At 71.5% G+C, this 26,514-nt stretch carries 32 protein-coding genes; 3 read left to right on the forward strand and 29 right to left on the reverse strand.

What is annotated here, in order from left to right; all coding sequences use genetic code 11:
- Positions 1-179: 179 nt before the first annotated feature.
- From ACWGJO_RS09025 to tsaB, 4 genes are read right to left on the reverse strand one after another with little or no spacing between them, the layout of a single operon-like run.
- Entirely contained in the window at positions 180-440 is a 261-nt protein-coding gene (locus ACWGJO_RS09025) for a hypothetical protein (RefSeq protein WP_452182855.1), read from the reverse strand.
- Positions 437-1,528, reverse strand: coding sequence for a tRNA (adenosine(37)-N6)-threonylcarbamoyltransferase complex transferase subunit TsaD (tsaD, locus tag ACWGJO_RS09030; protein WP_452182856.1), 1,092 nt, complete (start codon positions 1,526-1,528; stop codon positions 437-439). The genes ACWGJO_RS09025 and tsaD overlap by 4 nt, the downstream gene beginning before the upstream one ends.
- Complete coding sequence (gene rimI, locus ACWGJO_RS09035; protein ID WP_387686383.1) at positions 1,521-2,009, reverse strand: ribosomal protein S18-alanine N-acetyltransferase; 489 nt, start codon at positions 2,007-2,009, stop codon at positions 1,521-1,523. Before rimI ends, tsaD begins: the two co-directional genes overlap by 8 nt.
- Positions 2,010-2,032: 23 nt before the next feature.
- The gene (gene tsaB / locus ACWGJO_RS09040; protein WP_452182857.1) at positions 2,033-2,689 is read right to left on the reverse strand and encodes a tRNA (adenosine(37)-N6)-threonylcarbamoyltransferase complex dimerization subunit type 1 TsaB; all 657 of its coding nucleotides are present in this window, start codon (positions 2,687-2,689) and stop codon (positions 2,033-2,035) included.
- Positions 2,690-2,843: 154 nt separating this feature from the next.
- On the opposite strand from tsaB, the gene ACWGJO_RS09045 reads away from it, so the two are divergent.
- Positions 2,844-3,410 (forward strand): hypothetical protein, encoded by a 567-nt coding sequence (locus ACWGJO_RS09045; protein ID WP_452182894.1) that lies wholly within the window; start codon positions 2,844-2,846, stop codon positions 3,408-3,410.
- Between the two features lie 42 nt (positions 3,411-3,452).
- Here the strand turns inward: ACWGJO_RS09045 and ACWGJO_RS09050 are convergent, their stop codons facing one another.
- The 5 genes from ACWGJO_RS09050 to ACWGJO_RS09070 all read right to left on the reverse strand — a co-directional run bounded on the left by ACWGJO_RS09050 (position 3,453) and on the right by ACWGJO_RS09070 (position 8,410).
- Positions 3,453-3,647 (reverse strand): hypothetical protein, encoded by a 195-nt coding sequence (locus ACWGJO_RS09050; protein ID WP_359897494.1) that lies wholly within the window; start codon positions 3,645-3,647, stop codon positions 3,453-3,455.
- A 132-nt stretch (positions 3,648-3,779) separates the two neighbouring features.
- Positions 3,780-4,277, reverse strand: coding sequence for a tRNA (adenosine(37)-N6)-threonylcarbamoyltransferase complex ATPase subunit type 1 TsaE (gene tsaE, locus ACWGJO_RS09055; protein WP_359897495.1), 498 nt, complete (start codon positions 4,275-4,277; stop codon positions 3,780-3,782).
- An 85-nt stretch (positions 4,278-4,362) separates the two neighbouring features.
- Positions 4,363-5,598, reverse strand: a complete 1,236-nt coding sequence (locus tag ACWGJO_RS09060) for an alpha/beta fold hydrolase (RefSeq protein WP_452182858.1) — start codon at positions 5,596-5,598, stop codon at positions 4,363-4,365.
- The gene (gene alr, locus ACWGJO_RS09065) at positions 5,595-6,794 is read right to left on the reverse strand and encodes an alanine racemase (protein ID WP_380538516.1); all 1,200 of its coding nucleotides are present in this window, start codon (positions 6,792-6,794) and stop codon (positions 5,595-5,597) included. The genes ACWGJO_RS09060 and alr overlap by 4 nt, the downstream gene beginning before the upstream one ends.
- A gap of 140 nt (positions 6,795-6,934) precedes the next feature.
- Positions 6,935-8,410, reverse strand: a complete 1,476-nt coding sequence (locus tag ACWGJO_RS09070; protein WP_452182859.1) for an NAD(P)H-hydrate dehydratase — start codon at positions 8,408-8,410, stop codon at positions 6,935-6,937.
- 171 nt (positions 8,411-8,581) lie between these two features.
- Here ACWGJO_RS09070 and ACWGJO_RS09075 point away from each other — a divergent pair, with 171 nt between their 5' ends.
- On the forward strand, positions 8,582-9,139 hold the full coding sequence (locus ACWGJO_RS09075; protein ID WP_452182860.1) for a Uma2 family endonuclease: 558 nt from the start codon (positions 8,582-8,584) through the stop codon (positions 9,137-9,139).
- 37 nt (positions 9,140-9,176) lie between these two features.
- On the opposite strand, the gene glmS is transcribed toward ACWGJO_RS09075, so the two are convergent.
- Positions 9,177-11,033: a glutamine--fructose-6-phosphate transaminase (isomerizing) gene (glmS, locus tag ACWGJO_RS09080; RefSeq protein WP_452182895.1), complete on the reverse strand. Its 1,857-nt coding sequence runs from the start codon at positions 11,031-11,033 to the stop codon at positions 9,177-9,179.
- 98 nt (positions 11,034-11,131) lie between these two features.
- Here glmS and coaA point away from each other — a divergent pair, with 98 nt between their 5' ends.
- Complete coding sequence (gene coaA, locus ACWGJO_RS09085; RefSeq protein WP_359897501.1) at positions 11,132-12,127, forward strand: type I pantothenate kinase; 996 nt, start codon at positions 11,132-11,134, stop codon at positions 12,125-12,127.
- Positions 12,128-12,211: 84 nt separating this feature from the next.
- On the opposite strand, the gene glmM is transcribed toward coaA, so the two are convergent.
- The 19 genes from glmM to rplR form a co-directional block, all read right to left on the reverse strand.
- On the reverse strand, positions 12,212-13,576 hold the full coding sequence (gene glmM / locus ACWGJO_RS09090; protein WP_452182861.1) for a phosphoglucosamine mutase: 1,365 nt from the start codon (positions 13,574-13,576) through the stop codon (positions 12,212-12,214).
- Between the two features lie 165 nt (positions 13,577-13,741).
- Complete coding sequence (gene rpsI / locus ACWGJO_RS09095; RefSeq protein WP_387735829.1) at positions 13,742-14,251, reverse strand: 30S ribosomal protein S9; 510 nt, start codon at positions 14,249-14,251, stop codon at positions 13,742-13,744.
- Between the two features lie 45 nt (positions 14,252-14,296).
- Positions 14,297-14,740 carry a 50S ribosomal protein L13 gene (rplM, locus tag ACWGJO_RS09100; RefSeq protein WP_030055846.1) on the reverse strand — a complete coding sequence of 148 codons (444 nt, stop codon included), beginning with the start codon at positions 14,738-14,740 and terminating at the stop codon, positions 14,297-14,299.
- A gap of 242 nt (positions 14,741-14,982) precedes the next feature.
- Entirely contained in the window at positions 14,983-16,641 is a 1,659-nt protein-coding gene (locus tag ACWGJO_RS09105; protein WP_387686310.1) for an ABC-F family ATP-binding cassette domain-containing protein, read from the reverse strand.
- Between the two features lie 41 nt (positions 16,642-16,682).
- Positions 16,683-17,594 carry a tRNA pseudouridine(38-40) synthase TruA gene (truA, locus tag ACWGJO_RS09110; RefSeq protein WP_401046058.1) on the reverse strand — a complete coding sequence of 304 codons (912 nt, stop codon included), beginning with the start codon at positions 17,592-17,594 and terminating at the stop codon, positions 16,683-16,685.
- A gap of 82 nt (positions 17,595-17,676) precedes the next feature.
- Complete coding sequence (gene rplQ, locus ACWGJO_RS09115) at positions 17,677-18,156, reverse strand: 50S ribosomal protein L17 (protein WP_359897505.1); 480 nt, start codon at positions 18,154-18,156, stop codon at positions 17,677-17,679.
- Positions 18,157-18,283: 127 nt separating this feature from the next.
- Complete coding sequence (locus tag ACWGJO_RS09120; RefSeq protein WP_360349481.1) at positions 18,284-19,306, reverse strand: DNA-directed RNA polymerase subunit alpha; 1,023 nt, start codon at positions 19,304-19,306, stop codon at positions 18,284-18,286.
- Positions 19,307-19,435: 129 nt separating this feature from the next.
- Positions 19,436-19,843 carry a 30S ribosomal protein S11 gene (gene rpsK, locus ACWGJO_RS09125; protein ID WP_030232513.1) on the reverse strand — a complete coding sequence of 136 codons (408 nt, stop codon included), beginning with the start codon at positions 19,841-19,843 and terminating at the stop codon, positions 19,436-19,438.
- A 72-nt stretch (positions 19,844-19,915) separates the two neighbouring features.
- On the reverse strand, positions 19,916-20,296 hold the full coding sequence (gene rpsM / locus ACWGJO_RS09130) for a 30S ribosomal protein S13 (RefSeq protein ID WP_350511311.1): 381 nt from the start codon (positions 20,294-20,296) through the stop codon (positions 19,916-19,918).
- Between the two features lie 176 nt (positions 20,297-20,472).
- Positions 20,473-20,586, reverse strand: coding sequence for a 50S ribosomal protein L36 (gene rpmJ / locus ACWGJO_RS09135; protein WP_003956441.1), 114 nt, complete (start codon positions 20,584-20,586; stop codon positions 20,473-20,475).
- A 32-nt stretch (positions 20,587-20,618) separates the two neighbouring features.
- The gene (gene infA / locus ACWGJO_RS09140) at positions 20,619-20,840 is read right to left on the reverse strand and encodes a translation initiation factor IF-1 (protein WP_003956442.1); all 222 of its coding nucleotides are present in this window, start codon (positions 20,838-20,840) and stop codon (positions 20,619-20,621) included.
- 194 nt (positions 20,841-21,034) lie between these two features.
- Positions 21,035-21,460 (reverse strand): large conductance mechanosensitive channel protein MscL, encoded by a 426-nt coding sequence (gene mscL, locus ACWGJO_RS09145; protein WP_452182862.1) that lies wholly within the window; start codon positions 21,458-21,460, stop codon positions 21,035-21,037.
- Positions 21,461-21,591: 131 nt separating this feature from the next.
- Positions 21,592-22,431 (reverse strand): type I methionyl aminopeptidase, encoded by an 840-nt coding sequence (gene map, locus ACWGJO_RS09150; RefSeq protein WP_401046064.1) that lies wholly within the window; start codon positions 22,429-22,431, stop codon positions 21,592-21,594.
- A gap of 117 nt (positions 22,432-22,548) precedes the next feature.
- Positions 22,549-23,202: an adenylate kinase gene (locus tag ACWGJO_RS09155; protein ID WP_452182864.1), complete on the reverse strand. Its 654-nt coding sequence runs from the start codon at positions 23,200-23,202 to the stop codon at positions 22,549-22,551.
- Positions 23,202-24,512 carry a preprotein translocase subunit SecY gene (gene secY, locus ACWGJO_RS09160; RefSeq protein WP_452182865.1) on the reverse strand — a complete coding sequence of 437 codons (1,311 nt, stop codon included), beginning with the start codon at positions 24,510-24,512 and terminating at the stop codon, positions 23,202-23,204. The genes ACWGJO_RS09155 and secY overlap by 1 nt, the downstream gene beginning before the upstream one ends.
- Positions 24,513-24,821: 309 nt before the next feature.
- Positions 24,822-25,274 carry a 50S ribosomal protein L15 gene (gene rplO, locus ACWGJO_RS09165; RefSeq protein WP_255752515.1) on the reverse strand — a complete coding sequence of 151 codons (453 nt, stop codon included), beginning with the start codon at positions 25,272-25,274 and terminating at the stop codon, positions 24,822-24,824.
- Positions 25,275-25,276: 2 nt separating this feature from the next.
- A complete protein-coding gene (gene rpmD, locus ACWGJO_RS09170) occupies positions 25,277-25,459 on the reverse strand; it encodes a 50S ribosomal protein L30 (protein WP_030055835.1) in 183 nt (60 codons plus the stop codon).
- Positions 25,459-26,082 (reverse strand): 30S ribosomal protein S5, encoded by a 624-nt coding sequence (rpsE, locus tag ACWGJO_RS09175; protein WP_030055834.1) that lies wholly within the window; start codon positions 26,080-26,082, stop codon positions 25,459-25,461. Before rpsE ends, rpmD begins: the two co-directional genes overlap by 1 nt.
- A gap of 48 nt (positions 26,083-26,130) precedes the next feature.
- On the reverse strand, positions 26,131-26,514 hold the full coding sequence (rplR, locus tag ACWGJO_RS09180) for a 50S ribosomal protein L18 (protein WP_030280785.1): 384 nt from the start codon (positions 26,512-26,514) through the stop codon (positions 26,131-26,133).

A 26,514-nucleotide genomic window follows, 5' to 3' on the forward strand; every position in this document is an offset into this window, starting at 1 on the left:
GCCGCCGCCCCCGTTGTCGCCGCACCCGGTGGCGAGGGCCAGCAGGGCCACCGCCCCCGCCGCGTACGTCCTGGTCCTGCTCCGCCCGTTCCTGATCACCGCTGCGCGCTCCCGGTTCCCGTCCAGCATTCTCTCAGCTATGCACGGTAACGGCCGGTCGCGCGGTTCCCGGTACGGGGCTACTCCATGTGCTCGCTGGTGAAGGACCAGCGGTGCACCGGGCGGCCGAGCAGCTCGGCCGGCGGGTCGGCGACGGGCACCGGCTCGCCGTTCCACCAGGTGATCAGCAGCACCCGCCCGCCCGGGGCGGTGAGCAGTTCGAGGCGCTCCAGCCCGGCCGAGCCGCGGAGCCGGGGCAGCGCCGACTCCCGTGCCCAGACGGCGAGTTCGGGCCCGCGCCCGTCGGCCGCCCGGGCCTCCCACATCGCGGCGACGGTCATGCCGCGCCACCGCCGAGGGCGTCGTAGGCCTGGCCGTGGACGTCGGTGTGGGGCACGTGGACCTCGGTCACCGGCAGCGAGGAGTCGGCGGACAGGTCGAAGGCGGACGGCGTGCGGTCGCGCCACACCATCTCGGCGCCGAGCGCCGCGACCATCGCGCCGTTGTCGGTGCACAGGCCCGGCCGGGGCACCCGCAGCCGGATGCCGGCCCGGTCGCAGCGCTGCTGGGCCATCTCGCGCAGCCGCGAGTTGGCCGCCACGCCGCCGCCGATCATCAGGTGGTCGACGCCGCTGTCCTTGCACGCCTTGACGGCCTTGCGGGTGAGCACGTCGGTGACCGCCTCCTGGAAGGACGCCGCCACGTCGGCGATCGGCACCTCCTCGCCGGCCCGGCGCCTGGCCTCCACCCAGCGGGCGACGGCGGTCTTCAGGCCGGAGAAGGAGAAGTCGTACTCCGGGTCGTTCTTGCCGGTCAGGCCGCGCGGGAAGGCGATCGCCTTCGGGTCGCCCTCGCGGGCCGTGCGGTCGACGATCGGGCCGCCGGGGAAGCCGAGGCCGAGCACCCGGGCGACCTTGTCGAAGGCCTCGCCGGCCGCGTCGTCGATGGTCGCGCCGAGGGGGCGGACGTCGCTGGTGATGTCCTCGCTGAGCAGCAGCGAGGAGTGCCCGCCGGAGACCAGCAGGGCCATCGTCGGCGAGGGCAGCCGGCCGTGCTCCAGCTGGTCGACACAGATGTGCGAGGCGAGGTGGTTGACCCCGTACAGCGGCTTGTCCAGCGCCCAGGCGTACGCCTTCGCGGCGCTGACGCCGACCAGCAGCGCGCCGGCCAGGCCGGGGCCCGCGGTGACGGCGATGCCGTCCAGGTCGCTCGCCTTGATCCCGGCGGTGTCCAGGGCGCGCTGGATGGTCGGGATCATCGCCTCCAGGTGCGCGCGGCTGGCGATCTCCGGGACGACGCCGCCGAAGCGGGCGTGGTCGTTGACGCTGGAGGCGACCGCGTCGGCCAGCAGCGTGGTGCCGCGCACGATGCCGACGCCGGTCTCGTCGCAGGAGGTCTCGATGCCGAGGACGAGCGGTTCGTCAGCCATGGCGGGTGTCCTCAATGTCCTTCGGGTCAGTGCTGTCAGTGCTCGGGGAGTCGAGGCGCATCACCAGCGCGTCGACGTTGGCGGGCTGGTAGTAGCCGCGCCGAATGCCCACCGGTTCGAAGCCGTGGCGCTCGTACAGCCGCTGGGCGCGCGGGTTGTCCACCCGCACCTCCAGCAGCAGCTCGGCGCACTCGCGCCGGGCGGCCTCCCGGATCAGGTCGGTGAGCAGCGCCGCGCCGAGGCCGGCGCCCTGGTGGCGCGCGTCGACGGCGATGGTCTGGACGTCGCCCTCACCGGCGATCGCCATCAGGCCGGCGTAGCCGACGATCGTGCCGTCCGGGGCGGCCGCGACGGTGTAGTGGCGGGTTCCGCCGGGGTGGGACTCGGCCAGTTCGGACCAGAACATCCCGGCGGACCAGGCGTCCTCGGGGAAGAGCCGCAGCTCCAGCTCCAGCACCGGCGCGATGTCCCACCAGCGCATCGGGCGCAGGGTGGTGCCGTGGTTCACGCCGGGAGCACCGCCTTGTAGCCGGCCGGGACCTGGGCGTCCGGGCGGCGCAGGTACAGCGGGTGGTTCGGCAGCAGCTCGCGCCCGGCGGCCAGTTCGGCGGCGGCGAAACCGGCCAGGGCGCCGGCCGAGACGTGCTCGGGGCCGTGCCCGCCCGGGAAGGCGTCGGGGTAGAGCAGCGCGCCGGCGCCGACGGAGCGTTCCTGCGGGGTCAGCTCGGCCGGGCGGTCCACGCCGGGGCCCTCGGTGCGGCGGCCCCCGGCATCGTACGAGGCCCAGTAGACCTCCTTGCGGCGCGCGTCGGTGGCGACGGTGAACGGCTGCCCGGCCAGGCCCTCGGCGCGGGCCTGGAAGGCGATCGCGTCCAGGGTGCAGACGCCGTGCACCGGCAGCCCGAGCGCGTGGCCGAGCGCGGCGGCGGTCACCAGGCCGACCCGCAGGCCGGTGTACGGGCCGGGGCCGACGCCGACCGCGATGCCGGTCAGCCGGTGCTTGTCCACCCCGGCGGCCCGCAGCACCCCGTCGATCGCGGGCAGCAACAGTTCGCCGTGGCGCCTGGCGTCGACCTGGTGGGTCTCGGCGAGGACGGCCGTGCCGTCGTGGACGGCGGCGGTGACGGCGGGGGTAGCGGTGTCGAACGCGAGCAGCAGCACGGGGTCAAGGTTAGACCGCGTTGGGCCGACCGGCCGATCGGCAGGGTGTACCACCCGGGAACACACATCCGAGGCGCTGCGACCCGCGCGGATGAACCTGGCACGATGGGGCCGTACGTAAAGGGACGGCGGCGGGAGCGGCAACGTGGCGAAGATGGGTCCTGGAGTGGTGGTCACGGGGTTGACCCTGGGGGCCCTGGCGGTGGTGAGCCTGCTGGCCTTCCAGGCCAACGGCGCCCAGGACCGGGCCGGCGGCCCCAAGCCCACCGCCACCACCACGGCGACCGGCACCGCCACCGCCGCGGCGCCGACCGCCTCGGCCACCCCGACCGTCCCGGCGCTGCCGACCACCTCGGGCACCGGCATCCGGGTGGTCTACTCGGTCGGCAGCCACTACGTCTGGCTGGTCGACCCGAAGAAGACCCCGCAGGTCGCGGCCGCCTTCCCGGTCACCCCGGGCTCGGTCGAGCCGGCCCCGGGCAGCTACGCCGTGTACAGCCGCACCCAGACCACCACCGGGACGGACGGCAAGCAGATCGAGCACGTGGTGCGCTTCGCGCAGCTGAACGGCGTGGTGTTCGGCTTCAGCGCGGCGGTGGACGGCGCGACGCCGACCACCGACCCGAGCGCCAAGACCGGCGGCATCCGCAGCGGGCGCGCCGAGGGGCAGCTGCTCTGGGACTTCGCGCCCAAGGACACCAAGGTGGTCGTGATCGCCTGACCCGGACGGCCCGGAGCGGCCCGGGCCCGGGAAGGACCGGCCTCACGCGGCCCGGGGCGCCTGCGCCTCGGGCCGTTCGTCCTGTCGGGGCCGCGGTTCGGGCGGGGTGGACACCGCCTCGGCGGCCGCGCAGGCGGCCAGCAGCGCCCGCATCGGCTCTCCCGGAGCGCGACGGGCCGGTTCTCCGGCCCCGGCGGCGGGGACCGCGCGCTTCGGGGCGGGGGTGGTGCTCGACATGGCGCCTCCCTAGTTAGGCAGACCTAACCGCAGCACCCATCCCACCACGCCCGGCACCCCGCCCGCAACATCTTGCCGACAGCCTGTCGGCAAGATGTCGGTGGGACGTCGGCGCCCCTCGGCGCCCGTCGGCTATCCGAGGTCCGCCAGCGCCGCGTCCGCCCAGCGCGGGCCGATCCCGGTCAGCACCACCCGGCGCGGGTCCTGGTCGTCCCCGTCCGCCGTGCCGCCGATGGCGCGCTCGATCCGGACCTCCAGCCGGTCCTCGGACAGCCGCTCGACCTTGCCCTCGCCCCACTCCACCACGACCACCGACTCGGGCAGCGAGACGTCCAGGTCGAGGTCCTCCATCTCGTCCAGGTCCCCGCCCAGCCGGTACGCGTCCACGTGCACCAGCGCCGGGCCGCCGACCAGCGAGGGGTGCACCCGGGCGATCACGAAGGTCGGCGAGGTCACCGCCCCGCGGACCTGCAGGCCCTCCCCCAGGCCCCGGGTCAGCGTGGTCTTCCCCGCGCCCAGCTCCCCGGAGAGCAGCACCAGGTCACCCGGCCGCAGCAGCGCGGCCAGCTCCCGGCCGAGCCGGCCCATCCGCTCCGGGGTGGGGACGGTGAGAGTGGCGTGCGAGCCCATGCGCGTGTCTTGCCCTTCGGTCCGTACCGGCGCACCGACCACCGGCCGCCACCGCTACCGTGCCACATCCGCGCGCCGCCGGGGCTCACACGGGGTCGACGACGGCTTCCGCGACCCGCTCCCGGGCCAGGTCGAGGACGGCCGCGGGCAGTGGCGCCGCACCGGCGAAGCCGGCGGCCCGGCGCAGCAGCCGCGCCAGCTCGTGGTCCACCAGCTCCGGGCGTTCCAGCATCACCAGGTGCCCGGCGCCCTCGGCCAGGACCAGTTCGGCGCCGGGCAGCCGCGCGGCCATCGCCTCGCTGTGCGTCGAGGGCGTCAGCAGGTCCTTCGTCCCGGCCAGCACCAGCGCGGGCAGACCCCGCAGGGCGGCCAGCGCCTCGTACTTCTCGTGCGCGCCGAACACCGGGTAGAACTCGGCGACCACGTCGATCGGGGTGGCGTCCAGCAGCTGCTCGGCGAAGCGCACCACGCCGGGGTCGACGTCCCGGCCGCCGAAGGAGAACCTCCGGTAGAACACGGCGGCCACGTCCGAGCCCAGCCGCCTGGTCGCCTCGACCAGGTCGACCTGGCGGCCCAGCAGCGTCACCATGCCGGGCGCGACCTTCCTGAACAGCTTCGCGCCGGCCCTCGGCAGGCCGAGGCTGACCTCGTTCCAGTCCCCGGCGAGGGTGCCGATCAGCGCCACCCCGGCGACCCTCTCGCGGAACAGCTCCGGGTGCTGGTCGGCCAGCGCCATCACCGTCATGCCGCCCATCGAGTGGCCCACCAGCACCAGCGGCCCGGTCGGGGCGACGGCGTCGATCACGGCCTTGAGGTCGCCGCCCAGCTGGTCGATGCCGGCCGGCTCGCCCGCCAGGTACGAACGGGAGCGCTCGGAGCGGCCGTGGCTGCGCTGGTCCCAGAGGACCAGCCGCATGCCCTCGCGCAGCGCGGCCCGCTGGAAGTGCCAGCTGTCCTGGTTGAGGCAGTAGCCGTGGCAGAACACCACGGTCAGCGGCTCGGCGCCGGCGCCGTCCCCGTCCGGCCCGCTCCAGCCGGTGCCGTCCAGCTCGACGTACAGCTCGGTGCCGTCCGGCGCGGCCACCGTCCTCGGACGGCCGCGCAGCGAGCCGTACGGGGCGTTCGCGTCCAGCTCGGCCCGGGCCCGGCGGCGCATCGCCCGTCCGACGGTCAGCCGCTCCACCGCGACGCCCGCGGCCGCCCCGGCCGCCAGTACGCCGACCGAGATCCCGATCACACCCGCCCGGCTCACCCCGGAGGCGGCGCCGGCCGCCTTGGCGACCGCCGCGACCGGACTGCCCTCGGCCGGTGCGCCGGTCATGCCGACGGGCCCTCCGGGTGGCTGCCGCCCAGGTAGCGGCGGGGCACCCGGGCGCCGATCCGGGTGATGATCTCGTACGAGATGGTGCCGCAGGCGCGGGCCCAGTCCTCCGCGGTGGGCTCGCCGCGCTCGCCGTTGCCGAACAGCAGCACCTCGTCGCCGATCGCCGGGGTGTCGCCGCCGAGGTCCACCACGAACTGGTCCATCGCGACCCGGCCGGCCACCGTGCGCCACTTGCCGTCGATCTGCACCGGGCCGGTGCCGCTGGCGTGCCGGGGGATGCCGTCGCCGTAGCCGACCGGGACCAGGCCCAGGGTGGTCTCGCCCGGCGTCGTGTAGTGGTGGCCGTAGCTGACCCCGTGCCCGCCGGGGACGTGCTTGACCAGCGCCAGCCGCGCGGTCAGCGCCATCACCGGGCGCAGCCCGAAGTCGGCCGGCGAGCCCACCTCCGGCACCGGCGACAGCCCGTACGCGGCCAGGCCGGTGCGGACCAGGTCGAAGTGCGACTCGGGCAGCAGCAGGGTGGCCGGGGAGTTCGCCAGGTGCCGGACCGCGGGGCGCAGCCCGGCGGCCTCGGCCGTGGCCAGCGCGGCGCGGTAGGAGTCCAGCTGGGCCTGGATCGACGGGTGGCCCGGCTCGTCCGCCGCGGCGAAGTGCGACCAGACGCCGACGACCGTCAGCAGCCCCTCCGTCTCGGCCCGGCGGGCGGCGGCCACCAGCCGCGGCCAGTCGTGCGGCTGGCAGCCGTTGCGGCCGAGGCCGGTGTCGGCCTTCAGGTGCACCCGGGCCGGGATGCCGGTCTCGCGGACGGCGGGCAGCAGCTCGTCCAGCGCCCACTGGCCGCTGACCGAGATGTCCAGGTCCGCGCGCAGCGCCTCGTGCCAGGGCCCGCCCGGCGTCCACAGCCAGCACAGGATGCGGGCCTGCTCCGGGCGGATGCCCGCGGCCCGCAGCGCCAGCGCCTCGTCCGGCGTCGCGCAGCCGAGCCAGCCGATCCCGTTCGCGACCGCTTCCCGGGCGCACTCGACCGCGCCGTGGCCGTAGGCGTTCGCCTTGACGGCGAGCATCACCGCCGCGCCGCCGACGCGTTCGCGCAGGGCGGCGAGGTTGCCGCGCAGGGCGGCGAGATCGATGGTCGCCTCGGCCCGGAGGCCGTCGGTGCGGGTGGCTGTGCCGGTCGTGTTCGCAGTTGTCATCAGGGTCAGTCTCCCAGACGTCCCGGAGTCCTCGCCGAACGGCCCGGCGGCGCGGCGGCCCCCTACGACGCGCCGACGTGCGGCGGACCGCCCGTTCACCCCGTTCAGGACGCCGCAACCGGACGTCCCGGTTCCGGGGGTCACCCCGCGCGGACCGCCCGCCACACCGCCGGGAGCGCCCCGGCCACCGCGAGCGCCGTCGTCGGGGCGCCCGGCACGCCCGCCGCCTCCCGGCCGGCCAGGCCGTGCAGGTAGGCGGCCACGGACGCGGCGTCCAGCGGCGCGAGGCCGGCCGCCAGCAGGGAGCCGGCCAGCCCGGCCAGCACGTCGCCGCTGCCGGCGGTGGCCAGCCAGGAGGTGCCGGTGGGGTTCACCCGGACGGCTCCGCCCGGATCGGCGACCACCGTGGTGGAGCCCTTCAGCAGCACCGTGGCGCGGTAGCCGGCCGCCAGCCGCCGGGCGGTGGCCAGCCGGGCCGCGGCCAGGTCGTCGGCGGCCGGCGGTGTGCCGCCGTCGGCGCCGGCGAGCAGCCGGGCGGCCTCGCCGGTGTGCGGGGTGAGCAGGGTGGGCGCGGTGCGGCCTGCCAGCGCGTCCGGGCCGAGCCGGCCCAGCTCGGTCAGCCCGTCGGCGTCCACCAGCACGGGGACGTCGCTCGCCAGCGCCTCGGTCAGCGCCTGCCGCGCCCCCTCGCCGCCGCCCGGCCCGACCACCCAGGCCTGCACCCGTCCGGCGCCGGCCGGCCCGCCCTCGGTGACCAGCACCTCCGGGAAGCGCCGCACCACCTCCTCGGCCGCCGTGCCCACGTACCGGACGGCGCCCGCGCCGCCGTGCAGCGCCCCGGCCACCGCCAGCAGCGCCGCCCCCGGGTAGGTCGCCGAGCCGGCCGCCACCCCGACCACGCCGCGCCGGTACTTGTCGCTCTCCGCGCCCGGCAGCGGCAGCAGCGCCGCCACGTCCGCGTGCTGGAGGGCCGTCACCTGCGCGGCGGGCGGCTCCAGCCCGATGCCGACCAGCTGCACGGCGCCCGCGTACGAGGCGCCCGGGTCGACCAGCAGCCCGGGCTTGTACGTGCCGAAGCAGACCGTGACGTCGGCCCGCAGCGCGGCACCCGGCACCTCCCCGGTGTCGGCGTCCACCCCGCTGGGCAGGTCCACCGCCACCACGATCCCGGACGGCCGGGCGCGCGCGTACGGCCGGGCCTCCGGGCGCAGCCCGCCCCGGCCGCCGATGCCGACGATGCCGTCCAGCACCAGGTCCGCGCGCGAGAAGTCGGCCAGGCCGACTTCCTGCTCCGCCGTCACCCGCCCGCCGGCGGCCCGCAGCGCGGCCAGCCCGCCCGGGTGGGCCTTCTGCGGCGCCAGCAGCACCGCCGTCACCCGCGCCCCGCGCCGGGCCAGCGCGGCCCCGGCGTACAGGGCGTCACCCCCGTTGTCCCCGCTGCCCGCGAGCACCGTCACCCGGCTGCCGTACACCCGCCCCCGACGCCGCGTCAGCAGCCGCGCGCAGGTCGCGGCCAGCCCCGCGGCCGCCCGCTGCATCAGGGTGCCCTCCGGCAGCCGCGCCATCAGCTCGGCCTCGGCGGCCCGGACGGTTTCCACAGGGTGTGCATGACGCATGGGGAGAACTCCTTCAGCGGTCGGCTGCCTCCGACGCTAGCCCGCGCCACCGCCCCGCGGGAGCCGGGCCTGCGGCACACTTTCGAGTGACAACCACTTCGATCCCCCGCCGGTGCCGGTCCGTACGCCTACCTTGTGGCTCGGCACGGACCCACAGGAGGGAGAAGGGCCATGGTCGCCATGCCGGCAGTCGAGCACCCGCTGGGCGAGGACAGCCTCCTCCAGGCGTTTCTGGAGTTGGACACCCCACCCGGTTTCAAGGCCGAGCTCATCGAAGGGGAGATCGTCGTGACGCCACCGCCGGACGGCGACCATGAGGACGCCATCGCCCGGTTCGCCCGCGCTGTTGCGCGTGAGGCGGCCGAGGACCTGTACGTCAGCGGCGGGAAGGGACTGATCACCCCCAAGGGCCGTTTCATCCCGGACGCCACGGTCGCTCCGGTCGGCCATTTCCGCGCTCAGGATTCGTGGTCATCCGCGGTGGGAGTCGAACTGGTCCTTGAAGTCACATCGATCAACCCGCACAAGGACCGCGAGGCCAAGCGCCTGGGCTACGCCGCTGCGGGCATTCCGTGCTACCTGCTCGTCGACCGCAGCGAAGGCAGGGTGACGCTGTTCACGGATCCGAGGAACGGCGACTACACCACCCTCCACGAAACCGAATTCGGCAGGCGCATCAAGCTCCCCGCCCCGTTCTCGTTCACGCTCGACACGGCGCCCCTGCGGTAGGACGCAGCCACCGCAGGGGCGCCGTACGGCCGAGCGACTACTCGACGGTGACCGACTTCGCCAGGTTGCGCGGCTGGTCGACCTCGTGGCCCTTGGCCGTGGCCAGCTCGCAGGCGAAGACCTGCAGCGGGACGGTGGCGACCAGCGGCTGGAGCAGCACCGGGGTGACCGGGATGCGGATCAGGTGGTCCGCGTACGGGACGACGGCCTCGTCGCCCTCCTCGGCGATCACGATCGTGCGGGCACCTCGGGCCCGGATCTCCTGGATGTTGGAGACGATCTTGTCGTGCAGGATCGAGCGCCCGCGCGGCGAGGGCACGACCACGACGACCGGCAGCCCCTCCTCGATCAGCGCGATCGGACCGTGCTTGAGCTCGCCCGCCGCGAAGCCCTCGGCGTGCATGTACGCCAGCTCCTTGAGCTTGAGCGCGCCCTCCAGGGCCACCGGGAAGCCGACGTGGCGGCCGAGGAACAGCACCGAGCGGGCGTCGGCCAGCGAGCGGGCCAGCTCGCGCACCGGCTCCATGGTCTCCAGGACCTGCTCGACCTGCTTCGGCGCGTCGCCGAGCTCCTTGATGACGGCGAAGATCTCGTCGCCCCACTTGGTGCCGCGCACCTGGCCCAGGTACAGGGCGACCAGGTAGCAGGCGACCAGCTGGGTCAGGAACGCCTTGGTCGAGGCGACCGCGACCTCCGGGCCGGCGTGGGTGTACAGCACCGCGTCCGACTCGCGCGGGATGGTGGAGCCGTTGGTGTTGCAGATCGCCAGCACCTTGGCGCCCTGCTCGCGGGCGTGCCGCAGGGCCATCAGGGTGTCCATGGTCTCGCCGGACTGCGAGATGGCGATGACCAGCGTGCCCGGGCCCATGATCGGGTCGCGGTAGCGGAACTCGGAGGCGACCTCGACCTCGCAGGGGATGCGGGTCCAGTGCTCGATCGCGTACTTGGCGATCATGCCGGCGTGGAAGGCCGTGCCGCAGGCCACGATGACGACCTTGTCGACCGAGCGCAGGTCGGCGTCGGAGATCCGCAGCTCGTCCAGGGTCAGCCGGCCGTCGGTGCCGATCCGGCCGAGGAGGGTGTCGGCGACCGCCTTCGGCTGCTCGGCGATCTCCTTGAGCATGAAGTAGTCGTAGCCGCCCTTCTCGGCGGCCGAGGCGTCCCAGTCGACGTGGTACTCGCGCACGTCGGCCGCGGTGCCGTCGAAGTTGGTGACGGTCACGCCCTCCCGGCGCAGCTCGACCACCTGGTCCTGGCCCAGCTCGATCGCCTCTCGGGTGTGGGCGATGAAGGCGGCGACGTCCGAGGCGAGGAAGTTCTCGCCCTCGCCGCGGCCGACCACCAGCGGCGAGTTGCGGCGGGCACCGACGACCACGTCCGGCGCGTCCGCGTGCACGGCGACCAGGGTGAAGGCGCCCTCCAGCTGACGGCAGACCACCCGCATGGCCTCGGCGAGGTCACCCGCGTAGGCCTCGCCCAGCAGGTGGGCGACGACCTCGGTGTCGGTCTCGGACCGGAGGGTGTGGCCGCGCTCGGCGATCTCGGCGCGCAGCTGCGCGAAGTTCTCGATGATGCCGTTGTGCACCACGGCCACCCGCTGGTGGTCGTCCAGGTGGGGGTGGGCGTTGGCGTCCGTCGGGCCGCCGTGGGTGGCCCAGCGGGTGTGGCCGATGCCGGTGGTGCCGCCGGGCAGAGGGGACTCGGCGAGCGACTTCTCCAGATTGGCGAGCTTGCCCGCCCGCTTGTCGGTGGCCAGGCTCCACTGCCCCTCGGAGTCCTGGACCTGCACCGCGACACCGGCCGAGTCGTAGCCCCGGTACTCCAGTCGCTGCAAGCCTGCGATTACTACGTCGAGGGCGGACTGAGCGCCCACGTATCCAACAATTCCGCACATGCGTGCCAGCATAAGGGCGGTTCTGTGGCCGTTTCCCCCCGCGCGCGAACGCTGCGTGACCGACACCACAGCCACCGTGAACGCCGCTACGGCTCACAATGGAGCATGTGCTGACCGAACTCTGTACGCGGGGCGCCGCCACGCCCGGCCCGTCGCCGTCCCCCTACGTCGACCTCAGCCGGGCCGAGTGGAGCGCGCTGCGCGAGCGTACGCCACTGCCGCTGACCGCCGAGGAGGTGGAACGGCTGCGCGGCCTCGGCACCGCCCTCGACCTGGACGAGGTCCGCGACGTCTACCTGCCGCTGTCGCGCCTGCTGAACCTGTACATCCACGCCACGCACGAGCTGCGCGGCACGCTGGGCACCTTCCTGGACACCCCGGACACCGAACGCACCCGCACCCCGTTCATCATCGGCGTGGCCGGCTCCGTGGCGGTCGGCAAGTCCACCACCGCCCGCCTGCTCCAGGCACTGCTCGCCCGCTGGCCCGAGCACCCCCGGGTCGAGCTGGTCACCACCGACGGCTTCCTGCTCCCCAACGCCGAGCTGCGCCGGCGCGGCCTGATGGCCCGCAAGGGCTTTCCGGAGTCGTACGACCGCCGGGCGCTGATGCGCTTCGTCGCGGACGTGAAGGCGGGCAAGGAGCGGGTCAGCGCGCCGGTCTACTCGCACCTGGTGTACGACATCGTGCAGGGCGAGCGGCTGACCGTGGAGCGCCCGGACATCCTGATCGTCGAGGGCCTGAACGTGCTCCAGCCGGCCCTGCCCGGCTCCGACGGCCGCACCCGCCTCGCGGTGGCCGACTACTTCGACTTCTCGATCTATGTCGACGCCCGGACCGACGACATCGAGCACTGGTACCTGGACCGCTTCCGCAAGCTGCGGCAGACCGCCTTCCAGGACCCGAACTCCTACTTCCGCCGCTTCACCGAGGTGCCGGAGGAGGAGGCGATGGAGTACGGCCGGCAGGTCTGGCGCACCATCAACAAGCCCAACCTGCTGGAGAACGTGCTGCCGACCCGCGGCCGCGCCACCCTGATCCTCCAGAAGGGCTCGGACCACAAGGTCCGCCGGGCGCTGCTGCGCAAGCTCTGAGCGCCCACCGGGCACGACGGCGCCCGCCGGGTACGACACGAAGGGCCCCCGCGTCGCGCGGGGGCCCTTCGCCGTCTCCGGGGCTCAGCCCAGGTGGGTGCGCACCGCGTCGGCCAGCCGCTGCCCGACCGCCTCGGCCTGCGCCGGGTCGGCGGCCTCGACCATCACCCGGACCAGCGGCTCGGTGCCCGACGGGCGCAGCAGCACCCGGCCGGTGGAGCCCAGCTCGGCCTCGGCCGCGGCGACCGCCGCGGTCAGCTCGGTGCTGGTCCGCACCCGGGACTTGTCGACGCCCTTGACGTTGATCAGCACCTGCGGCAGCCGGGTCATCACGGTGGCCAGGTCGGCCAGCGGCTGCTTGGTGGCGGCCAGCCGGGCGCCCAGCATCAGGCCGGTCAGGGTGCCGTCGCCGGTGGTGGCGTGGTCCAGCAGGATCACGTGGCCGGACTGCTCGCCGCCCAGCGCGAAGCCGTGCTCCTTCATCGCCTCCAGCACGTAGCGGTCGCCGACGGCGGTCTCCACCAGCTCGATGCCCTCGCGCTCCATCGCCAGCTTGAAGCCGAGGTTGGACATCACGGTGGCCACCGCGGTGTTGCGGCGCAGGGTGCCGGCCTCCTTCATGGCGACCGCGAGGATCGCGATGATCTGGTCGCCGTCCACCTCGGCGCCCTCGGCGTCGGCGGCCAGGCAGCGGTCGGCGTCGCCGTCCAGGGCGATGCCCAGGTCGGCCTTGTGCTCCTTCATCGCGACCCGCAGCCGGTCCAGGTGGGTGGAGCCGACGCCGTCGTTGATGTTGAGGCCGGTGGGCTCGGCCCCCAGGGTGTGGACCACCTCGGCGCCGGCCCGGGCGAAGGCCTCGGGGGCGACGTAGGCGGCCGCGCCGTGGGCGCCGTCGATGACGACCTTGATGCCGTCCAGGCGGTTGGGCAGCACGCCGATCAGGTGGGCGACGTACCTGTCGAAGCCCTCGGTGTACTCGCGCACCCGGCCGACGGCCGCGCCGGTCGGACGGTTCCAGTCCTCGTCGCCGAGCGTGTGCTTGCGGTAGTGGGACTCGATCGCGTCCTCGATCCGGTCGTCCAGCTTGTGGCCGCCGCGGGCGAGGAACTTGATGCCGTTGTCCGGCATGGCGTTGTGGCTGGCGGACAGCATCACGCCGAAGTCGGCGCCGAGCGCGCCGGTGAGGTACGCCACGGCCGGGGTGGGCAGGACGCCGACCCGCAGGACGTCGACGCCGGCGCTCGCCAGACCGGCGATGACGGCGGCCTCCAGGAACTCGCCCGAGGCGCGCGGGTCACGGCCGACCACCGCGACCGGCCGGTGGCCGTCGAAGGCGCCGGCCTCGCCGAGCACATGGGCCGCCGCGACCGACAGGCCGAGCGCCAGCTCCGCCGTCAGGCCCTCGTTGGCCACTCCGCGCACGCCGTCCGTACCGAAGAGTCGTCCCACTGTCCCGTCCTCCATCACCACTGCTCGGAACCCAACCGAAGATCCCGGCCGCCGCACAGTAGCCGGGGAACACGTCGCCCCGGAGTACGCGAGGTACTCCGGGGCGACGGTTTCGCACAACCAGGGGGTGCGCCGCCAGGGCGGAGCGCACCCCCGGGGAGGCGATTAGCGCTTGCTGTACTGCGGCGCCTTGCGGGCCTTCTTCAGACCGGCCTTCTTGCGCTCGACGGCACGGGCGTCACGCATCAGGAAGCCGGCCTTCTTCAGCGCGGCGCGGTTGTTGTCCACGTCGGCCTCGTTCAGGGCACGGGCGACGCCGAGGCGCAGCGCGTAGGCCTGGCCGGAGGTGCCACCACCGCTGATGCGGGCGATGACGTCGTAACGGCCGTCCAGCTCAAGGAGCTTGAAGGGCTCGTTCACGGTCTGCTGGTGCACCTTGTTCGGGAAGTAACCCTCGAGGGTGCGACCGTTGATCTTCCACTGGCCGGTGCCGGGGACGATGCGCACGCGGGCGATCGCCTCCTTGCGACGGCCGAGGCCGGCGCCCGGGGTGGCCTCGCCGAAGCGGCCGGCCAGGGACTCGGAGGTGTAGCTCTCCTCGGAGGTGTACTCGCCCTCGACGGCCTCAACGGCCTCGTCGAAGTCGACCTCAAGGGTTTCAGTGGTCTCGGCCACGATGTTCCTCAGCTCTTTTCAGTGTTGGGGGGCTTGGTGGCCGAATTACTGCGCGACCTGGGTGATCTCGAACGGCACCGGCTGCTGGGCAGCGTGCGGGTGCTGGTCGCCCGAGTAGACCTTCAGCTTGGAGAGCATCTGGCGGCCCAGGCTGTTCTTGGGGATCATGCCCTTGATGGCCTTCTCGACGGCCTTCTCCGGGTTGTTCGCCAGCAGGTCGTCGTAGCGCACCGAGCGCAGACCGCCCGGGAAGCCCGAGTGGCGGTAGGCCAGCTTCTGGGTCTTCTTGTTACCGGACAGGTGCACCTTGTCGGCGTTGATGATGATGACGAAGTCACCAGTGTCAACGTGCGGCGCGTAGATCGCCTTGTGCTTGCCCCGGAGGAGGTTGGCGGCCTGGGAGGCCAGGCGGCCGAGCACGACGTCGGTCGCGTCGATGACGTGCCACTGACGCTGGACGTCGCCGGGCTTGGGGCTGTACGTACGCACGGTCGTAGCCTTCGCTTTTCAGTGAGTGAGTCCTGACAGGAGCACCCGGACGGCAGAGCAGCCTGGCCAACCTTGGACGCAATTCAAGGGGGACCGCTGGTCGACGACCTGATGTCTCCGGCGTACCGACCTCTCACGTGAGAAAGAGCGAGCCAATACGCACATCAAGCGTCCAGGTTACCGGCCCGACCCTGAGGGGTCAAAAATCGGCTGGCCCCCTCCCGGCCGGGGCCGGTCGCGACTCAGCGTTCGCGCTCCACCCGGGTCACGTCCCAGACCGGCTCCGACGACTCGTACACCCGGCCGTCCGCCCCGAACACCAGGAAGCGGTCGAAGGTCCTGGCGAACCAGCGGTCGTGGGTGACGCACAGCACGGTGCCCTCGAAGGCCTCCAGGCCGGTCTGCAGCGCCTCGGCGCTCTCCAGGTCCAGGTTGTCGGTCGGCTCGTCGAGCAACAGGGCCGTCACACCGGAGAGTTCGAGCTTGAGGATCATCAGCCGGGCCTGCTGCCCGCCGGACAGCGACTCGAACTTCTGCTCCTCCTGGCGGTCCAGCTCGTAGCGGCGCAGCGCCCCCATCGCGGCGCCGCGGCTGAGCGCGTGCTCCTCCTCGACGATCGACCGCACGGTGCGGCCGAACAGCTCCGGGTGGGCGTGGGTCTGCCGGAAGTGGCCGGGGACGACCCGGGCGCCGAGCTTCCAGTTCCCGGTGTGCCCGACCGTCGTGTCGCCGGCCAGCAGCCGCAGCAGGTGCGACTTGCCGGCGCCGTTGGCGCCCAGCACCGCGACCCGCTCGCCGTAGAAGACCTCCAGGTCGAAGGGCTGCATCAGGCCGGTGAGCTCCAGCTGCTCCAGGGTGAAGGCGCGCATGCCGGTGCGCCCGCCCTTGAGCCGCATGGTGATGCTCTGCTCGCGCGGGGGCTCCTCCGGGCGGCCGGCCTCCTCGAACTTCTTCAGCCGGGTCTGGGCGGCGGCGTAGCGGGTGGCGAGCGCGTGGCTGACGGAGGCCGCCTGACGCAGGGTGACGACCAGCTTCTTGAGCTTGGCGTGCTCCTCGTCCCAGCGCCGACCCAGCTCCTCGAAGCGCGCGAAGCGGTCCTTGCGGGCCTCGTGGAAGCTGTCGAAGCCGCCGCCGTGCACCCAGACGCTGCTGCCGGCGGCGCCGGACTCGACGGCGATGATCTTGTCCGCGGTCTTCGAGAGCAGCTCGCGGTCGTGCGAGATGTACAGCACGGTCTTCGAGGTGGTCTTGATGGCCTCCTCCAGCCAGCGCTTGCCCGGGACGTCCAGGTAGTTGTCCGGCTCGTCGAGCAGCAGCACCTCCTCCGGGCCGCGCAGCAGCGCCTCCAGGACGAGCCGCTTCTGCTCGCCGCCGGAGAGGGTGTTCAGGCCCCGCCACTGGGCCTTGTCGAACGGCACCCCGAGGGCCGCCGTGGTGCAGACGTCCCAGTCCGTCTCGTAGTCGTAGCCGCCGACGTCGGCCCAGTCGGAGAGCGCCTGGGCGTAGGCCATCTGTGTCTTCTCGTCGTCCTGCGCGATCATCGCCAGCTCGGCGGCGTCCACCGCGCGGGCGGCCTTGGCGATCCGCTCGGGGGCGACCGACACCAGCAGGTCGCGCACCGAGGCGTCGGCCGGCAGCGCGCCCGGGGTGGACGACTGGTCCTCGCGGCCGGTGGTGCCGACGAACTGGCGCATCACGCCGAGCCCGCCGCTGATCGTCACCGAGCCGCCGTGCGGCTGGATGTCCCCCGCGATCATGCGCAGCAGGGTGGTCTTGCCGGCGCCGTTGGCACCGACCAGGGCGACCGCGGCGCCCTCTCCGACCCGGAAGGACGCGTCGTCGAACAACACGCGCCCGTCCGGCAGGTAGTACTCCAGGTGCGAAATCTCGACGTGTCCCATGGGAGCGATTCTCCCAAGCGGACGCGCCGGGCCAAAACGGATTACCCGACAGCCGGCTGCCCGGGCAGGGTCCGCATCCGCCGGGCCGCCCGGTTGCGCTCGGCCAGCTGGTCGTCCGGCGGGTAGCCGACCTCCTCCAGCGTGAGCCCGTACGGCCGGATCACGTTGACGGCGGAGTTGCGCACCCCACCCGCCAGCACCTCGCCGGGGAACTCCACCGGCCGGTGCCCGTCGCCGACCAGCAACATCGCACCGACCAGCGCCCGGACCATGTTGTGGCAGAAGGCGTCGGCCCGGACGGTGGCGACCGCGAGCGAGCCCTCCTGGGCGGCGTAGGAGTCCACCGGGACGCGGTCCCAGTGCAGCTCCAGCAGGGTGCGGATGGTGGTGGCGCCCTCGCGCTTCTTGCAGTACGCGGCGAAGTCGTGCTCGCCGAGCAGCAGCTTCGCGGCGGCGTTCATCCGGTCCACGTCCAGCGGGCGGTCGTGCCAGAGCACGTGGCCGCGCAGCAGCGGGTCCACCCCGCCGGGGTGGTCGGCGACGCGGTACGCGTACCGGCGCCAGACCGCCGAGAAGCGGGCGTCGAACCCGGCCGGCGCCTCGCCGACCCGGTAGATCCGGACGTCCCCGGGCAGCCGGCCCGCCAGCCGGCGCAGCAGCTTCTCCCGGTGCGCCGCCCACAGCTCGGCCGGCAGGTCGACGTGGGCGACCTGGCCGCGGGCGTGCACCCCGGCATCGGTGCGGCCGGCCACCGTCAGCGGAAACAGTTCGGGGCTGCGGGTGACGATCTGCAGCGCGGTCTCGATCTCCTCCTGGACCGTCCGGCGGCCGCCCTTCTGGCGGGCCCAGCCGGAGAACTCGGCGCCCTGGTAGGCGAGGTCGAGCCGGACCCGGACGTACCCGTCGGCCGGGCCGTCCTTCACCGGCGGCTGCTCGGCGCAATCGTTGACCACTGCTTCTCACATCTCCCGGGGATGAGGAACGGGCCCGCTCCCCCACTGCTGGGGAAACGGGCCCGCGGAACACCTAGAGGCGTCAGGCCTGCTCGGCGGCCTCGGCCTCGTCGGCCTTGGTCTCGACGGCAGCGGCCTCGTCGGCCTCCTTGACGGCGCGCTTGGTGGCGGCCTCGGCCTCGCCGACGGCGGTCTGCGCGACGGTCAGCGCCTCGACCAGCTCGATCACGGCCATCGGGGCGTTGTCGCCACGACGGGGACCGATCTTGGTGATACGGGTGTAGCCACCCGGGCGGTTCTCGTAGCGCGGCGCGATCTCGGTGAAGAGGGTGTGCAGCACCGAGATGTCGGTGATGGTCTTGCGCACCAGGCGACGGTTGTGGATGTCGCCCTTCTTCGCCTTGGTGATCAGCTTCTCCGCCAGCGGGCGCATCCGACGGGCCTTGGCCTCGGTCGTGGTGATGCGGCCGTACTGGAACAGCTCCCGGCACAGACCGGCGAGCAGCAGCGGCTCGTGGTGCGGGCCGCCGCCGAGGCGGGCACCCTTGGTGGGACGCGGCATGGATTTCTCCTTGGATCTCCGACTACGGCCGTATCAGGTACCGCAGCGGGCGTACGGGCACTGTTGCCCGTACGACTTTCACGACGACGGGGGCGGCTCCGTGGAACCGCCCCCGCGGCCAATTCTCTTAGTACTGCTCGGTCTCGGCGAAGTGCGAGTCGTCGAGGTCGTCGGCGCCGAAGGCGTCGGCGGCAGCGGTCGGGTCGAACCCGGGCGGGCTGTCCTTGAGGGCCAGGCCCATGCCGGCCAGCTTCGCCTTGACCTCGTCGATCGACTTCGCACCGAAGTTGCGGATGTCGAGCAGGTCGGCCTCGGAGCGGGCGACGAGCTCACCCACGGTGTGGATGCCCTCGCGCTTGAGGCAGTTGTAGGAGCGGACGGTGAGCTCCAGCTCCTCGATCGGCAGCGCCAGGTCGGCGGCCAGGGCGGCGTCCGTCGGGGACGGGCCCATGTCGATGCCCTCGGCGTCGATGTTCAGCTCGCGGGCGAGACCGAACAGCTCGACCAGGGTCTTGCCGGCCGAGGCCATGGCGTCGCGCGGACGCATGGCGGGCTTGGTCTCGACGTCGACGATCAGCTTGTCGAAGTCGGTCCGCTGCTCGACACGGGTGGCCTCGACCTTGTAGGTGACCTTCAGCACGGGGCTGTAGATCGAGTCGACCGGGATGCGGCCGATCTCCTGGCCGGAGGCCTTGTTCTGGACGGCGGAGACGTAGCCGCGACCGCGCTCGACGGTCAGCTCCATCTCCAGCTTGCCCTTGCCGTTCAGCGTGGCGAGGACCAGCTCGGGGTTGTGCACCTCGACACCCGCCGGCGGGGCGATGTCGGCGGCGGTGACGACACCCGGGCCCTGCTTGCGCAGGTACATCACGACCGGCTCGTCGTGCTCCGAGGAGACGACCAGCTGCTTGATGTTGAGGATGAGGTCGGTCACGTCCTCCTTGACGCCCGGCACGGTGGTGAACTCGTGCAGGACGCCGTCGACGCGGATGCTGGTGACAGCGGCACCCGGGATCGACGACAGGAGCGTGCGGCGCAGGGAGTTGCCGAGGGTGTAGCCGAAGCCCGGCTCCAGCGGCTCGATCACGAACCGGGAGCGGAACTCGTCGACGACCTCTTCGGTCAGCGAGGGACGCTGAGCGATAAGCATGGGGGAAATCCTCCGGTTGTCTTCGGCACCCACTATTTGATGCCGACAGGACCAAGCGTACGGGCTCCCGTGGAAAACGGGAGCCCGTACGAGGTTTAAAACATCACCCGCGTGCCCGAAGGCGCTGCGTCAGACGCGGCGGCGCTTCGGCGGACGGCAGCCGTTGTGCGGGGTGGGGGTGACGTCCTGGATCGAGCCGACCTCCAGGCCGGTGGCCTGGAGCGAACGGATCGCGGTCTCGCGGCCGGAGCCCGGACCCTTCACGAAGACGTCAACCTTGCGCATGCCGTGCTCCTGCGCGCGACGGGCAGCGGCCTCGGCGGCCATCTGCGCGGCGAACGGGGTGGACTTGCGCGAGCCCTTGAAGCCGACGTGGCCGGCGGAGGCCCAGGAGATCACGTTGCCCGCGGGGTCGGTGATCGAAACGATGGTGTTGTTGAACGTGCTCTTGATGTGCGCGTGGCCGTGAGCGACGTTCTTCTTTTCCTTGCGGCGGATCTTCTTCGCGCCGGCAGCCTGACGACCCTTGGGGGGCATAAGTCTGTTCTCCTACTGAGGTGGTCGGTCCGCTGACCCGCGGGCCGGAGGGATGTCCGGTTACGGGACGGACTACTTCTTGCCCGGCTTCTTCTTACCGGCGATCGCGCGACGCGGGCCCTTGCGGGTACGCGCGTTGGTGTGGGTGCGCTGGCCGCGGACCGGCAGGCCACGGCGGTGACGCAGACCCTCGTAGCAGCCGATCTCGACCTTGCGGCGGATGTCGGCGGCCACCTCACGGCGGAGGTCACCCTCGACCGTGTAGTTGGCGTCGATGTACTGACCCAGCTTGACCAGGTCGTCCTCGGTGATGTCGCGGACGCGGACGTCCGGGTTCACACCGGTCTCGGCCAGGGTCTGCTGGGCGCGGGTACGGCCGATGCCGTACACGTAGGTGAGGGCGATCTCGATCCGCTTCTCACGGGGGAGATCAACGCCGGCGAGGCGTGCCATTCAAGGCTCCTGTGCTTTTTCAGAGGTCTTGCGTGCTGCCTACTCCGACACCTCACGGTGAGGGAGCCCCGGCCTCTGACCGGGGGTGGCAGTCCGTTCCGGGCGGAACGGATCGGGCAGCCCGCTTATGACGTTTTCGCGTCGCGCGAAGTACTACGAGAAATGCTGGGGAGAGATCAGCCCTGGCGCTGCTTGTGGCGCAGGTTGTCGCAGATCACCATGACCCGGCCGTGACGGCGGATCACCTTGCACTTGTCGCAGATCTTCTTGACGCTCGGCTTGACCTTCATGTTCAGGTTCTCCGGGTCTAGATCTGACGTTCTTACTTGTAGCGGTAGACGATCCGCCCGCGCGTGAGGTCGTAGGGGCTGAGCTCCACGACGACCCGGTCGTCCGGCAGGATGCGGATGTAGTGCATGCGCATCTTGCCACTGATGTGCGCGAGGACCTTGTGACCGTTCTGCAGCTCGACCTTGAACATCGCGTTCGGCAGAGACTCGATCACGGTGCCCTCGATCTCAATGGCGCCTTGCTTCTTAGCCATGAACTGCGAGATCCACCTTCCGGGACCGGCTACCGTATGCGGAACGCTCGTGCGAACCTGGGTTCACCCCTCCCCCGGGGGGAAGAGGGCGCGCTGAAGCACGCTACGAGTGAGCCGACGGTCCATCCTACGCCAGCGCGTCCGACGGACCAAAACGGGGGTCCCGGAAAGCGGTCACCGTCACACCCGTCGCGTCAGGCCTTGGTGAAGACCACCAGCGGCTCGACGTGGGCGGTGCAGGCCGAGCAGCGGCGGGCGGCCTCGGGGATCTCGGTCAGGCACTCGGGGCAGGGACGCTTCGGCGTCTTCGGCTTCTTCGGCATGTAGCGCGCGGTCGCCTTGGTGATCGGCAGCACCACGCAGAAGTACAGCACCGCGGCGGTCATGAAGAACGCGATCAGCACGTTGAGGAACTGCCCGTACGGGAAGGTCACCCCCGCGATGTGCGCCTTGTACGAGCTGAAGTCGCCGGCCGCACCGACCACCACGCCCACCAGCGGGGTGAGGAAGGCGGACACGAAGCCGGTCACCACCGCGGTGAACGCGGCACCGATGACCACACCGACCGCCATGTCGACGACGTTGCCGCGCATCATGAAGTCGCGGAATCCCTTGAGCACGTACTCTCTCCTGCTCGCTCGTAAGCCACTACAGACCCTGCCAGCCGATAAAAATAGGACAAAAGCCCTGGAGGTCCAAACCTCCAGGGCTCTGATCCCTTGTCAGCAGCGGCAGTTGAGCGCCGCGGCGACTACGCGAGGGGGTCCGGAGCTGCGGTGATGCCCAGCTTGGCCAGCTCGGCCCGGCCGCCGTCGAAGGCGGTCAGCACCAGCGGGCCCTGCTCGGTGACGGCCACCGAGTGCTCCCAGTGCGAAGCCCAGGTGCCGTCGTTGGTGACGACCGTCCACTCGTCGTCCAGCACGGTGGTGTGCGGGGTGCCGAGCGACACCATCGGCTCGATCGCGAGCACGGTGCCGGGGACCAGCTTCGGGCCCTTGCCGCGGCCGCGCTCGACGTAGTTCAGCACGTGCGGCTCCATGTGCATCGCGGTGCCGATGCCGTGACCGCCGTAGCCCTCGGTGATGCCCCACTTGCCCTTCGGCGGCAGCGGCTGGCGACGGATGAAGCCCTCGATCGCCTTGGAGACGTCCACCAGGCGGTTGTTCTTCTTCATCTGGGCGATGCCGGCCCACATCGAGCCCTCGGTGACCCGGCTCAGCATCTCGACCTCCGGGCGGACCTCGCCGACCGCCACCGTGATGGCCGAGTCGCCGTGCCAGCCGTCCAGGATGGCGCCGCAGTCGATCGAGATGACGTCACCCTCCTGGAGCACCCGCTCGCCGGGGATGCCGTGCACGACCTCGTTGTTCACCGAGGCGCAGATCACGCCCGGGAACCAGAGCCCGCCGTGGTGGGCCCGGAAGTTCGAGGTGGCACCGTGGCCGGTGATGACCTTGTCCGCGACGTCGTTGAGCTCCTGGGTGGTCACCCCGGGGACGACCGCCTCGCGACAGGCCTTCAGGGCCTCGGCGACGACCAGCCCGGCCGCTCGCATCTTCGCGATCTGCTCGGGGGTCTTGATCTCCACCATCTGGTCACGCCTTCCAAGTCCGGATTACCACTGCTACCACCGTACGACGCCGAAACGGCCGGGCCACCCGCGAGGGGCGGGCGACCCGGCCGTACCGTCGTACGTTCGCCGAGAGACTCAGCTGTCCTGCTTCAGCGCCTCGATGGCGCGGGAGGTGACCTCGTCCACCTTGCCGAGGGCCGGGATGGTCACCAGCAGCCCCTGCTCCTTGTAGTAGCCGATGATCGGCTCGGTCTCCGTGTGGTAGACCTCCAGGCGGGTGCGCACCGCTGCCTCGGTGTCGTCCGAGCGCTGGTAGAGCTCGCCACCGCACTCGTCGCAGACACCCTCCTCCTTCGGCGGGTTGTACGCGACGTGGAACACGTGGCTGCCGTTCCTGCGGCACAGGCGACGGCCCGCGATCCGCTTGACGACCTCGTCCTCGGGGACCTCCAGGTCCAGGACGCCGTCCAGCTTGATGCCCTTCTCGGCGAGAAACTCGTCGAGCGCCTCGGCCTGGCCCAGGTTGCGGGGGAAGCCGTCGAGCAGGAAGCCGTTCTCGGCGTCCGCCTGGAGCATGCGGTCCTTGGCCATCCCGATGGTGACCTCGTCCGGTACCAGGCGGCCTGCGTCCATGTAGCCCTTGGCCTCGAGCCCCAGCGGGGTGCCCTGGCCGATGTTGGCACGGAACAGGTCGCCGGTGGAGATGTGCGGGATGGACAGGGTCTTGGCGAGCAGGTGCGCCTGAGTACCCTTCCCGGCCCCGGGAGGACCAACGAGGACGATACGCATCAGCGGAGGAACCCTTCGTAATTGCGCTGCTGGAGCTGGCTCTCGATCTGCTTCACAGTTTCGAGTCCGACGCCGACGACGATGAGCACGCTGGTGCCGCCGAACGGGAAGTTGGTCTGCTGTCCGAAGGCGACCAGGGCGATCATCGGGATCAACGCGATCAGGCCCAGGTAGAGCGAACCCGGCCACGTGATACGGGTCAGCACGTAGTTCAGGTACTCGGCCGTCGGTCGGCCGGCCCGGATACCCGGGATGAACCCACCATACTTCTTCATGTTGTCGGCAACTTCTTCGGGGTTGAAGGAGATGGCGACGTAGAAGAACGCGAAGAAGACGATCAGCAGGAAGTAGGTGGCCATGTAGATCGGGTGGTCACCCTTGACGAAGTTCGTCCGGATCCACGTGGCCCAGCCTGCCTGGCTGTTGGTCAGCTGGACCACCAGGGCGGGGATGTACAGCAGCGACGAGGCGAAGATGACCGGGATGACACCGGCCTGGTTCACCTTGAGCGGGATGTAGGTCGAGGTCCCGCCGAACGCCCGGCGCCCGATCATCCGCTTCGCGTACTGGACCGGGATCCGGCGCTGAGCCTGCTCGACGAAGATGACCAGCATCACGACGATGACGCCGACCGCGACCACCGAGAGGAACTCGACCCAGCCGCCGCCGATGGTGCCGGACTGCTTGATCGCCCACATCGAGGACGGGAACTGGGCCGCGATCGAGGTGAAGATCAGCAGCGACATGCCGTTGCCGATGCCGCGGTCGGTGATCAGCTCGCCGAGCCACATGATGACCGTCGTGCCGGCGGTCATGGTGAGCACCATGACCGCGATCCGGAACACGCTGGTGTCCGGGACGATCTCGTTGGCCACCGGGCAGCCGGAGAACAGCGCACCGCTGGACGCCGTCGCCACGATGCCGGTGCCCTGGAGCACGGCGAGCGCGATGGTCAGGTAGCGGGTGTACTGGGTGATCTTGGCCTGGCCGGCCTGTCCCTCCTTCTTCAGCATCTCCAGTCGCGGGATCACGACGGTGAGGAGCTGGAGGATGATGCTCGCCGTGATGTACGGCATGATGCCGAGGGCGAAGATCGTCAGCTGGAGGAGCGCGCCACCGCTGAACAGGTTGACGAGTCCGAAGAGGCCGCTGTTCTTGGTCTCCTTCACGCACTCGTTCACGGCCGTGAAGCTCACGCCCGGGATCGGGATGTGCGAGCCCAGGCGGAACAGCACCATGATGCCCAGCGTGAACAGCAGCTTCTTGCGCAGGTCGGGCGTCTGGAACGCCCGCGCGAACGCACTGAGCACGGTGCCTCCTGCGCCTCCCGCGCGTCGTCGGCGGGAGGGTCGGTCCTGAATGGGGAGTTTGCGGTTCGGGCCCCCGTACAGACGGCACAGGCGAGCCTACGCGCAGCCTACAAGGGAACTCCACGGACTCTAACAGTGCGCAGCCACTCGGAAGAAGCGCGTACCGCCCCTCCCCCACTCATGGGGTACGGGATGCCCGGGTTTGCCACACAAAAGAACGAGCGCCGTCCGGCCGGATATCCCCGGGAACGGCGCGAGCCCCGCACCTCCCGGAGGAGGTGCGGGGCTCGAAGCCGGTTGTCAGCGGGCTCAGACGAGCTCGGTGACCGTACCGCCGGCGGCGGTGATCTTCTCGGCGGCCGAGCCGGAGACGGCGTCGACCGTCACCTGCAGGGCAACCGAGATCTCGCCGGTGCCGAGCACCTTGACGAGGGAGTTCTTGCGAACCGCGCCCTTGGCGACCAGGTCCTCGACCGTGACCTCTCCACCCTGCGGGTAGAGCTCGGCCAGCTTGTCGAGGTTGACGACCTGGAAGGTGATCTTGAACGGGTTCTTGAAACCCTTCAGCTTCGGCAGGCGCATGTGGAGCGGCATCTGGCCACCCTCGAAGCGCTGCGGAACCTGGTAGCGGGCCTTCGTGCCCTTGGTACCACGACCAGCGGTCTTACCCTTGGAGCCCTCACCACGACCCACACGGATCTTGTCGGTCTTGGCACCCGGGGCGGGACGCAGGTTGTGGATCTTGATCGGGTTGTCGCCCATGATCAGTCCACCTCCTCAACCGTCACCAGGTGACGGACCGTGTGGGCCATCCCGCGGATCTCGGGACGGTCCTCCTTGACCACCACGTCGTGCATGCGCTTGAGACCAAGCGAACGCAGGGTGTCACGGTGGTTCTGCTTGCTGCCGATGTACGACTTGGTCTGCGTGATCTTCAGGCGAGCCATCAGGCGCTCACCCCAGCAGCACGCGCCCGCAGCAGAGCGGCGGGGGCCACGTCCTCCAGCGGCAGACCACGACGGGCGGCGATCTCCTCGGGGCGCACGAGGCCCTTCAGAGCGGCCACCGTGGCGTGCACGATGTTGATCGCGTTGTCCGAGCCGAGCGACTTCGACAGGATGTCGTGGATGCCGGCGCACTCCAGGACGGCGCGCACCGGACCACCGGCGATAACACCGGTACCGGGGGCGGCGGGCTTCAGCAGCACGACGCCGGCGGCCTTCTCACCCTGGATCGGGTGCGGGATGGTGCCCTGGATACGGGGGACCTTGAAGAAGTTCTTCTTGGCCTCCTCAACACCCTTGGCGATGGCGGCCGGAACCTCCTTCGCCTTGCCGTAACCGACACCCACGGTGCCGTCACCGTCGCCCACCACGACCAGCGCGGTGAAGCTGAAGCGACGACCACCCTTGACAACCTTGGCGACACGGTTGATCGCGACGACGCGCTCGACGTAAGCGGTCTTCTCGACGGCGGGGGCGTTGCCCCGGTCGTCACGCTTACGGTCGCGCCGCTCGCCACCGCCGGTGCCACCGCCGGCGCCGCTACCGCGGCGCTGGGGTCCAGCCATTGGAATTACCTCTCTCGTTTACGTCCGTCGACAGGGTCGACGAGCGGCTTAGAAGTCGAGCCCGGCCTCGCGAGCCGCGTCCGCCAGGGCGGCGATGCGGCCGGCGTACCGGTTGCCCGCGCGGTCGAAGACGACCGACTCGATGCCGGCGGCCTTGGCGCGCTCGGCGACCAGGCTCCCGACCTTCTTGGCCAGCTCGGTCTTGTCGCCCTCGGCGCCCTTGATGGACACGTCGAGGGTGGACGCCGACGCCAGGGTGTGACCCTTGGCGTCGTCGATGACCTGGGCGACCATGTGACGGTTCGAGCGCGTCACGACGAGGCGCGGACGCACCTCGGTGCCGACGACGCGCTTGCGAACGCGGATCGCGCGGCGCTTGCGAGCGGCGCTCTTGTAGGCGTTGCCCTTGCCGATCTTGACAGAGACACTCAT

This window comes from Kitasatospora sp. NPDC054795 (assembly GCF_053611565.1).